This window comes from Streptomyces sp. NPDC050263 (genome assembly GCF_040655955.1).
Classification (GTDB): domain Bacteria; phylum Actinomycetota; class Actinomycetes; order Streptomycetales; family Streptomycetaceae; genus Streptomyces.
Genome location: NZ_JBFAKW010000209.1, coordinates 1 through 9,929, shown reverse-complemented (window position 1 = coordinate 9,929; position 9,929 = coordinate 1). Strand labels below are relative to the sequence as shown.

The following is a 9,929-nucleotide window of genomic DNA, read 5'->3' as shown; positions in this document are numbered from 1 at the left end:
ATCTGGCGGCGCGCGCATCAGGCGGAGGCGCGACGGCATCATTTCCGAAGGCGGCTACGACTCCAGATGATCAAGATCTAGCCCTGTAGTACTAGCGGGCATCGAGGACAGGTCCTGTCCACAACGCACCCTGATCCGAAGGTCGCCTCCGTCCCGCTCCGGTCGTTTGCCCCGTATATCCTGCTCCGCGATCACACAGACGCAGGCAAGAGCGCGTCGAGCACATCGAGCGCATCGACCGAGTCGACGGAGAGGCAGTCGCGATGCCCGAGCGCCCCAGGAAGTCCGTCTGGCGCCGCACTCCGCCCGCGCCGGAGCCGGCGTCCGCGCGTAAGTCGGCCGCCGGGCCGGAGCCGGCCGAGACCGGCGAGGTCGCCAGCGTCGTCCAGGCCGCGCTGTACCGCGACGGCGTCCGCGTCTTCGCGCCCGCCACGCTCTCGGAGACCTACCGGGCGCTGCGCGAGCAGCCCGCGGGCATGGCGTGGATCGGGCTCGCCCGCCCGACCGAGAGCGAACTCCACTCCCTGGCCGCGGAGTTCGACCTGCACCCGCTCGCCGTCGAGGACGCGAAGGAGGCCCACCAGCGCCCCAAGCTGGAACGCTACGGGGACACCCTCTTCGTCGTCCTGCGGGCGGCCCGCTACCTCGACGCGCAGGAGGAGATCGACTTCGGCGAGCTGCACGTCTTCGTGGGCCCCGACTTCGTCATCACGGTCCGGCACGGCGCGGCCCCCGACCTGTCGGCGGTGCGCCGCCGTATGGAGGAGACGCCGGAACTGCTCAAACTCGGCCCGGAGGCGGTGCTGTACGCCATCCTCGACGCCGTGGTCGACGGCTATCTGCCGGTCGTGACGGGCGTCCAGAACGACATCGACGAGATCGAGACCGAGGTCTTCCGCGGCGACCCGGAGGTCTCCCGCCGGATCTACGAACTCTCCCGCGAGATGGTCGAGTTCCAGCGCGCCACCCGCCCCCTGGTCGGCATGCTGCACGGCCTGATGGCCGGCTTCTCCAAGTACGGCACGGACGACGAGCTCCAACGCTACCTGCGCGACGTCGCCGACCACGTCACCCACACCAGCGAACGCGTCGACGGCTACCGCCAGGCCCTCACCGAGATCCTCACCGTGAACGCCACCCTCGTCACCCAGCAACAGAACGCGGAGATGCGGGCGTTGGCGGAGGCGGGGTTCGAACAGAACGAGGAGATCAAGAAGATCTCGTCGTGGGCGGCGATTTTGTTTGCTCCCACGCTGGTCGGAACTATTTACGGCATGAACTTCGAGAACATGCCTGAGTTGGGCTGGAGCTTCGGGTACCCCTTCGCGATCGGCCTGATGGGGGTGGTTTGCGTAAGTTTGTACGTGATTTTCAAGCGGCGGGACTGGCTCTGAGTCCATCTTGCCGAGCTCAGCTCTTGTGTGTCCGGAGCCGTCGTCAACGCGCTCCTGGTACGCCCCGACGGCTACATCTGCTGGGCCCGAGCGGCCCGGAACGACGCCGCACCCACAAAATTCACACCGACCCAGGACGGACTGCCGACTCCCTGCACCGGTGGTTCGGGCACCCGGAACGCTGACTCCCTGCGGACGAGGCCCTGCCCGCCCAGGCCTCCAGGTGCGGTTCCTCCTCTGCCGCGAGCGCCCTCGTGATGTCAGGTGGCGCGCTTCACGTGGCGGACCAGCCACATCAGCAGGGCGTCCAGGTCGGCGGCGGCCGAGAGGACCCGGTCGACCGCTTCGGGGGTGTGCAGCCACTCCTCGCAGCCGAGGGGACGGGCGGCGATCAGCGAACGGTGGCGCAGCAGGTCCGTACGGGAGTGGTCCCCCGGATAGCCGCGCGGGGGGCGTTTCATCACGTCCCCGGAGATGTCGTAGCCCTTCTTCCGCACGTCCTGGACGATGGCGGACAGTTCGCGGCCGCTCCCCTCGGAGGCCACGGCCATGCGGAACATCTCCACCTGGCCGGGATCGGGATACCACCAGGCGCCCTGGATGCGCAGGCCGTCCAGATCGAACCGGAGACCGATCTCGATCTTGCGGCCGAGCCGGATCACCGCTCCCTGGTGCTGCCACCACCAGGAGTCGGTGCGGTAGTGCCAGACGGAGAAGTCCTCGTACCGGGGGTCGGTGTCCGCGACCTCGTTGAGCAGGGCGATCATCGGCTGCCGAACCAGGCGTTCGCGGTCCGCGCGGTAACGCTCGCGGGTCGCGTGGGTCGGTTCGCCCTGGAGCTGCCACAAGACGTCCATGGCCTGCTCCGGCCAGCCGGTGAACTGTCCGCGCATGCGCGGAGGATAGCTCACGCGGTCTTGCACCGCGCCCGCCGGCGCCGGCCTGGCGGTCGTCCGGACGGGCGGACGGGGGGACGGGCGGACGGGGGGACGGGGGGACGTCACGCAGGGACGGCGAGCGGCGGGTGCTCGAGCACGCTGGGCTTGTACTCGACCAGCTGGGTGCGGCCGTCGAAGGTGCGGTGCTCGATCATCTCGAGGGCAACGTCCGGATAGCCGTCGTAGATGCGTTCTTCGCCCGTTGCCCCGGTGATCACCGGGAACATCACGACCCGGAAGCGGTCGACGAGTCCGGCACGTAGCAGGGACCGGCACAGGCTGAGGCTGCCGATCGTGCTGAGGAGCCCCGAGCCACTCGACTTCATGGCGCGGACCGCCTCGACGGCGTCGTCGCGGACGAGAGTGGAGTTGGCCCACGTCAGTGGCTCCTCGAGTGAGGAGGAGAACACCACCTTGGACGCTTGCGTGAGCTCGTCGACGGACGCCTCTTCTTCGGGCCTGAACTCGTCCTGGCCAGCAGGGACCTCGCCCGCGGCGAAGCCCGACATCAGACGGTAGGTGTTCGCTCCCATCAGATAGGTGGCCTCGGGCTGCTCACCCAGCCACGCGAGGTACTCCGGGCCCTCAAGGCCCCAGAACCCGGGCCATCCCTCTCCCGATGCGTATCCGTCGAGGGACGTGATGAAATCGACGAGAAGCTCCGACATGACGGTGTCCTTTCCTGGGGTGTCACGAGATTGGACCGACCGGGAGCCACAAACTCATCGGCCGCGCCGCGGAGCAACGAGAAAAACCCATGACGCTGCAGCCGATCAGGTCGGCGCAGCGGCACTGCCCCGGAGGGCCGGTGGCCCTGGTGGACGAACCCGACGCCGGTGTCTGGAGCGGGCCTGCGGTCATGCCGGTCAACATCGTCGCCCCGTACCTGCTCACCGCGCTCGTGCGCGGGCCGCGCCGCCTGGTGTACCTGAGCAGCGGCTCGCACTTCGACGGCCGCCCCTCAACGGACGGCGTGGACTGGCGCGGCACGAAGCCCGGGTCATACGCGGACAGCAAGCTGTTCGTCACCACGCTCACAGCCGCAGTGGCCCGCCTGTACCCCGACGTGCTGAGCAACGCCGTGGACCCGGGCTGGGTGCCCACGAAGATGGGGGGACCCGGCGCACCCGACGATCTTCAGCTCGGTCACCAGACACAGCAGTGGCTGGCCTCCAGCGACGATCTCCAGGCGCTCACGACCGGGGGCTACTGGTACCACCGCGAGCGGCAGCAGCCTCACCCCGCCGTACACGATGAGGCGTTCCAGGACCGGCTTCTGCAGGCGCTGGCCGAGGAGACAGGCACCGCCCTCGACGTGTGGTGGCAACACCCTTCCACGGGTGGCTGCGGCACTCGCCTCCTCCGGCAGCACGCTCCTCGGGGTCAGGGCCACCGCAGCGTACCGGCCTTGATCAGGGGGTGTCGTTGGTTTCCGTCCACTCCATGCGGGCCTTGAGGTCCTGGATGCAGATCTCGTGGCACGTGCGGATGGCGAGAGGAAGGTGCCCCGCAGGATGAAGACGCCCCCGCCCTTGGCGAAGAGCGGCTTGGTCACCGGCGTGGGGCCGGTTCGGAATCCGCTGCCGTTGCCTGTGATCAGGCAGCTCGCGTCCACCATCACTCGGATCTTGCGCACCTCGAAGACCTCGTGCTGGATCGCGGTCCACATGTCGGCGAAGCCGGCCGCTGCTTGTTCCTGGCCGGGCCGGACGACGAGCGACGTCATGCCGAGCGGCTGGACAGAGACCTGCTCCGCAGCCCGCGTCCCGGCGGCCAGGTCTGGGCCATGTTCGATGAGTAACGCGGAGCGCGGAGGAACCCTGTGCGCCCCGAGTCGGCGGCCGCCCCCGAGCCGCGGTCGTCATCAACGCGGAGGCCGCAGCGGCCGAGATGCGGGCCTGCGGATACGAGCCACTCGTGCCGTATCCCGGCCGCACCAACGCGACTTGCCCCTCACGCTGCATGACCTGCGGGCACGCGGGGCTTCCGACGCTCAACGCCGTCCGTAACGCGGGCCCGCGCTGTCGAATCTGAGGTACGTCGGGGGATCGCCGCAACGTACCTCCCACGTCAACCCATCCGGTCAGCCGGACGGGAACAGCGTGAACAGTTTCTCGACGACCTCCGCTGGAGCAGAGTCCGGGGATCCCGAGTTGTAGGGCGGCTCCGGCGCGTACTCGATGAGGAGTTGGAGGGCCTGCGCCACGTCGTCGCCCGCGATCAGACCGGCCAGGGTCAAAGCCATGTCGATGCCCGCCGAGACGCCTGCCGCGGTCGCGTAGTGACCGTCGACGACGACCCGCTCGTTCGTCGGCGTCACACCGAACCCGGAGAGGTGCTCCAGCGCGCCCCAGTGGGTCGTTGCCCGACGGCCTTCGAGGACTCCGGCGGCGGCGAGGATCAAGGTCCCCGTGCAGACCGAGACCGTCCACGCAGAGGTCCGGTCGACCGCCCGCAACCATTCGTGCAGGCTCCCGTCAGACATCTGCTGTGCCTGACCCGGGCCTCCACCGACGATCACCACATCCGGGTTCGGCACGTCGGCGAGACGTGCGACGACGTTGATCGACAGGCTGCGCAAGTCGTTGCGGACAAGACCCGGATGCTCAGCGACGAAGACGACCTCGGTGTCCGGGAGGCGGCCCAGGACCTCATACGGTCCGATGACGTCCAGCGCGGTGAACTCGGGATAGAGAACGATCGCGACCTGCATACAGATGGCTCCTTCGGTTGTTCTGGTGGCGGAACGGTCCGAGCGGACGAAATACGCCCGGCCGTGCGGCTGACCGCGGTTGACAGGGACTCAGGAATCCTCACGCCCGGACGAACGACGAAGAGGTCGCCCACGGCACTTGGACCGGAGCGCCTCGCGGACGGGCGGTCCCGGGTCGAGCGAGGAGGCGGGGGCACGCTCGTCATCGCCGGCGGTGATCGTCGGAGAATGGGCGGCGGAGGCGACCGCGATGCGTGGCCTGCCTGTGATCGGATGGGTGTCGAGCACCGCACGCACCCCGAACACGTCATGCACGAGCTCGGGCGTCAGCACATCGGCCGGAACCCCCACCGCCACGAGCCTGCCCTCCGCCATGACCGCAACGCGGTCGCAGTAGGAGACCGCGTGGTCGAGATCGTGCAGTGCCGTGAGCGTCGTCATGCCCAAGTGCCGAAGCAGATCGAGGACCTCGAACTGCGCGCGCACGTCCAGGTGGTTCGTCGGCTCGTCGAGTATCAGCAGTTCGGCTTCCTGCGCGAGCGCGCGGGCGAGCAGGACACGCTGCTGTTCGCCACCGGAGAGTGTCGCGAACGATCGCTCGGCCGCCCAGCGCATGTGGACGTCATCGAGTGCCCGCTCGACTATCCGGTGATCCCGGTCGGTGTCTCGATCGAGCAACCTCTTCCGAGGGTTTCGCCCCATGACGACCACCTCTTCGACGGAGAACTCGGCACCGAGCACGGTGTGCTGGGTGACGATCGCGCGACGGCGCGCGGCCTCGCGCGCGGACATGTCCCACACGCTCTCGCCACCGATGAGCACAGCCCCGCCGGTCGGTCGAAGCACCCGGTACGCGCTGCGCAGGAGCGTGGATTTCCCGCTGCCGTTGGGCCCGACGAGTCCGACCATCTCACCCGGCGCGATGCGCAACGACACCTCGGAGACGATCCGGGCCGAGGCGATGTCGATGCTGACGCCTTCGAACTCCAGCCGCGTCACGATGCCTCCCCTCGCCTGGTGCGCTGGAGCAGCCACAGCAACACGGGCACGCCGATGCCGGCGGTGAAGATGCCGGCCGGCAGCTCGCTCGGTCGGGCAACCGTGCGGCTTGCGAGGTCGACGAGCACCAGGAAGGTCGCCCCTACGAGCATGGACGTCGGCAGTACGCGACGGTGTTCGGCGCCCACGACGAGGCGGGCGATGTGGGGGATCATCAGTCCGACGAATCCGAGCCCGCCGGCGACCACGACGACGGTCGCGGTCATCAGCGACGTCACCACGAGCAGACGACGTCGGAAGCGGTGCACGTCGATTCCGAGCCCGGCCGCCGCGTCATCGCCGATCATGAGCGCGTTGAGGGCACGCCCCTGAGCGAACAGCCAGACGACGCCCAGCGCGAGTGCGATGGCCGGGATGCGGAGGTCGGACCACGCCGCCCCCGCGAGGCTGCCCATGAGCCAGAACATGATGCCCGCGAGCTGGTTCGGGTTCGTCTGCAACTGCACGAAGCTCGTGGCCGCGACCGCGAGGTACCCCACCGCGACGCCGGCGAGGATCAACCGCGTGTCGGTGAGTCGGCCGCTTCGCTGGGCGATCAGGAACACCGCGGTCATGGTGAGCACCGCCGCGACGAAGGCGCCACTGGTCACGCCCAGTCCGTGCAGCGCCGCGGAGCCGATCGCCAGAACGAGCACCGCGCCGAGAGACGCACCAGGAGTGATCCCCAGCATGTAGGGATCCGCGAGCGGATTACGCACCAGCGCCTGCAGACCGACCCCTATGACACTCAGGCTCGCACCGACCACCGCGGCCACAAGGACGCGCGGCAGCCGCAGCTCCCAGACGATCTGGTCCTGGAGCGGGTCCAGACCGCCGGTCTCGCCGACGATGTGACGCAGGATCACTTGCCACACATCACGCGCGGGGACAGTGACCGTTCCCAGGGAGACTCCGACGGTGACGGCCGCCAAGAGCGCTACTGCGAGCGTCGCGTAGAGGAGGACGGTCGCGCGGCCCGCTACCAGGTGTGGGCCGTGCGACTGCGGGCCGTGCGACTGCGCGTCGGGCCTACTGAGGGTGCGCCGCATCGGCGATCGCCTCCACCGCATACGCGTTCGTCGGCCCGATGAAGGCCCCGTCGGAAATGCTGGTGCAGGTCTTGGTCTTCGACGCCTTCCACTGCGGGTACTGCTTGAACAACCGGTCGGCGAGTTCCTTCACCTGGCTCTTCTCGGATGGATCGGACAGTCCGATCACGAGCACGTCGACCTCGGCGGATGCCAGGGCCTCGGCACTCAGGTTCGAGGTCAGCTCCGGATTCGGCTTGTCGCTGGGGAAGGCGTTCTCGCCGCCGGCCGCCTCGATGAGGTCGTCGTGGACACCGCCGGAAAACACAGCAGGCAAGTTGTTGGCGCTCATCGCCGCCATGCCGGGATACACCAACAGCACCTTCTTGCGATCCTTGCCCTTGACGCGATCCCTGATGGACGCGATCCGGTCCTTGAGCTTGGCGACGAGGTCCGCCGCCGTCCGCTGCTCGTCGAAGACGACCCCGGTCTGCGTGATGAAATCGTAGGTCGATTCAATTGACTGCTGTTCATAGACGGCTTGGTCCGCGGCTGACGGGTTCGTCGCTCCGTAGGCACAATCGACCGGGTTGACGTACGACTTTATTCCAGCATCCGCCAGTTGTTCTCGGGTGGCGAATCCGCTCTTTGCATCGAAACTTCCGCTCCACGTCGACACCACGAGATCAGGCTTGAGTTCGAGCACCTTCTCGGCGGGCACATCGAAATTTTTATTCCACTCGGCACCTCCGGTCGGCAGCTTTGCGACCTCTGTGACCAACTTTGGATCATCGGAAATGGTGACGCGTTGCGCATTCGCGAGAATCCGGCTCTGGAGACCAAGAAGGACGTACGCCTCGACCTCTCCGACGGACGCACCATTCATGATCAGAACACGCTCGGGCGGCCCGTCGAACGTCACCTTCTGACCGCAGTTGTCAATCGTCAACGGATACGACGTCCTGGTCGGCGCAGCGCCCTTGCCCCCGGCTGCCGAACCGCCCGAACCGGATCTGGCCGAGTCTCCGGAGCCGCAGCCGGCTGCTGGCAGGATCAACGCGGCCGTGAGCATCACGACAGCACATCGCCGCGCGTTCGGGCGCACGGACCCGAGAGATATCAAGGGCATCTATGCATCTACCTTCCAACATTCAAAGGAACGAGCGCAGCACCCTGAGGAACGGGGTACTGCTCAGCACCTCCAGAAGGGCGCGTGACGGACCACGGCGACCAACCGCATATGGGGATCAGCGGGTCACACGCATTCGCTCCTGTTCGGTTCACCGGGCCGAAATCCGAGGCGCCGACGCGGCGCAGACAAGTCGATGTGACATCAGGTTCATGAGCGCCTCACTTCTAATGAACCGTTGATCACAAAGCCTAGGAGCGTCCCACCAGGACGTCTATGTCACGCAGACCAACAAATCTGCCATCCCGCAGCCCGGGAAGACCCGCGCCGACGAGGCGCTCGGCTCCGAGGCCGATCGCAGACGTCGTCCTATCGAGGGTCAGGGACGAGGGGCGACGACTTCGCGAAGGTACGGCGATACTCCGTGGGCGAGACGTCGAGTTCACGCATGAACGCGAGGCGCATCGCCTCCGCCGTCCCGTATCCGCAATGGCGTGCGATACGGACCACGCCGTCGCGGGTGTCCGTCAGCATGCGCTGCGCGGCCTCCAGACGGACGAGGTCCACGTAGCGGCCTGGTGTCATCCCGACCTGCTCGGCGAACGCACGGGCGAATTGACGGGTGGACAAGCCGACGCGCTCCGCCATCGCAGGAACCGACAGGTCGGCCGCCAGGTTGGCGGCGGCCCAGTACTGGATCTCACGCAGCGGATCCGAGCGGGCGCTCTGCGCCGAGAGCTGCACGCTGAACTGCGCCTGGTTGCCAGGCCGACGCACGTAGACCACCAGGAGCCGAGCGATCTCGTGTGCCACCGCGGGACCGAGGTCCTCCTCGACCAGGGCGATGGCGAGGTCGATCCCAGCCGTCACTCCCGCCGACGTGGAGATCGAGCCGTCCCGGACAAAGATCGGGACCGGATCGATCTGAATCTCGGGATATCTGCTCGCGAGGTAGTCACAGGAATCCCAGTGAGTCGTCGCCCGGCGACCATCGAGCAGTCCGGCCTCAGCCAGGAGATACGCCCCGGTGCACACCGACATCACACGTTTCACATGAGGAGCACGCTCGCACAGCCACGCCACGAGCCGGTTGTCGACGTCTCCCACGCCCGGCCCGCCTGGTACGAGAAGAAGGTCGGGATCATCGACCTCAGCCAAGTCAAGATCAGGAACCAGCCTCAGACCACCGGCGGATCGTACGGCTTCACCGCCGAACGAAGCCGTACGAACGACGTAGGGAGGCGTGCTCGCGCTTCCAGCGAAGCGCGCCGCCGCCGAGAACACGTCCACGGGCCCCGCCACGTCGAGGGGCTGCACGCCGTCGAACAGGATGACGAGTATCGATTGGGTCCTCATCTCGGCGATACCGGCACCGCGGGCATGGCTCATCACACCGCCGAGGCTACTGGGCCTTCGCATGCGGCCGGGGTGGTGTTGCGGTCCGCTCCCCCAAGGCCCGGCGCTACAGCCTCACTTCCCGACTCCGTCCCCGGGTCGTCACCATGATGCCGACGCGAGCGGCCGACGATCTGTCCCGGAGACCATTCCTCCCTCACCAGAAGCAGCACCGTCTCCCTCAGCGCGGGCCTGCGGGCTAGATGATCGATTCCAAGGGGTCAGTGATCGTAGGCGGTCAGTGAGCGTAGGACGGGCTGTCCGGTGGCGTCGTTGTGCCATATCGCTGCTGTC

Annotated in this window: 10 protein-coding genes; 3 read left to right on the top strand and 7 right to left on the bottom strand. The window is 67.6% G+C overall.

What is annotated here, in order from left to right; genetic code table 11:
- Positions 1-263 precede the first annotated feature (263 nt).
- Positions 264-1,394, top strand: coding sequence for a magnesium and cobalt transport protein CorA (locus AB0J04_RS44255; protein WP_363174388.1), 1,131 nt, complete (start codon positions 264-266; stop codon positions 1,392-1,394).
- Between the two features lie 27 nt (positions 1,395-1,421).
- Positions 1,422-1,652 (top strand): hypothetical protein, encoded by a 231-nt coding sequence (locus tag AB0J04_RS44250; RefSeq protein ID WP_363174387.1) that lies wholly within the window; start codon positions 1,422-1,424, stop codon positions 1,650-1,652.
- A 2-nt stretch (positions 1,653-1,654) separates the two neighbouring features.
- Here AB0J04_RS44250 and AB0J04_RS44245 read toward each other — a convergent pair whose 3' ends face one another.
- Both AB0J04_RS44245 and AB0J04_RS44240 read right to left on the bottom strand, forming a co-directional pair.
- Positions 1,655-2,287 (bottom strand): DUF2461 family protein, encoded by a 633-nt coding sequence (locus AB0J04_RS44245; RefSeq protein WP_329894958.1) that lies wholly within the window; start codon positions 2,285-2,287, stop codon positions 1,655-1,657.
- 107 nt (positions 2,288-2,394) lie between these two features.
- Positions 2,395-3,000, bottom strand: a complete 606-nt coding sequence (locus AB0J04_RS44240; protein ID WP_363174386.1) for a dihydrofolate reductase family protein — start codon at positions 2,998-3,000, stop codon at positions 2,395-2,397.
- Positions 3,001-3,089: 89 nt separating this feature from the next.
- On the opposite strand from AB0J04_RS44240, the gene AB0J04_RS44235 reads away from it, so the two are divergent.
- Positions 3,090-3,788 (top strand): hypothetical protein, encoded by a 699-nt coding sequence (locus AB0J04_RS44235; RefSeq protein ID WP_363174385.1) that lies wholly within the window; start codon positions 3,090-3,092, stop codon positions 3,786-3,788.
- Between the two features lie 627 nt (positions 3,789-4,415).
- Here the strand turns inward: AB0J04_RS44235 and AB0J04_RS44230 are convergent.
- From AB0J04_RS44230 to AB0J04_RS44210, 5 genes are all read right to left on the bottom strand, one after another.
- Positions 4,416-5,045, bottom strand: coding sequence for a DJ-1/PfpI family protein (locus AB0J04_RS44230; RefSeq protein WP_363174383.1), 630 nt, complete (start codon positions 5,043-5,045; stop codon positions 4,416-4,418).
- Positions 5,046-5,135: 90 nt separating this feature from the next.
- Positions 5,136-6,044, bottom strand: coding sequence for an ABC transporter ATP-binding protein (locus tag AB0J04_RS44225; protein WP_363174382.1), 909 nt, complete (start codon positions 6,042-6,044; stop codon positions 5,136-5,138).
- Positions 6,041-7,132, bottom strand: coding sequence for an iron ABC transporter permease (locus AB0J04_RS44220; RefSeq protein WP_363174381.1), 1,092 nt, complete (start codon positions 7,130-7,132; stop codon positions 6,041-6,043). The genes AB0J04_RS44225 and AB0J04_RS44220 overlap by 4 nt, the downstream gene beginning before the upstream one ends.
- Positions 7,113-8,183 carry an ABC transporter substrate-binding protein gene (locus tag AB0J04_RS44215; protein WP_363174380.1) on the bottom strand — a complete coding sequence of 357 codons (1,071 nt, stop codon included), beginning with the start codon at positions 8,181-8,183 and terminating at the stop codon, positions 7,113-7,115. The genes AB0J04_RS44220 and AB0J04_RS44215 overlap by 20 nt, the downstream gene beginning before the upstream one ends.
- A gap of 426 nt (positions 8,184-8,609) precedes the next feature.
- Positions 8,610-9,629: a GlxA family transcriptional regulator gene (locus AB0J04_RS44210; RefSeq protein ID WP_363174389.1), complete on the bottom strand. Its 1,020-nt coding sequence runs from the start codon at positions 9,627-9,629 to the stop codon at positions 8,610-8,612.
- Between the last annotated feature and the right edge of the window lie 300 nt (positions 9,630-9,929).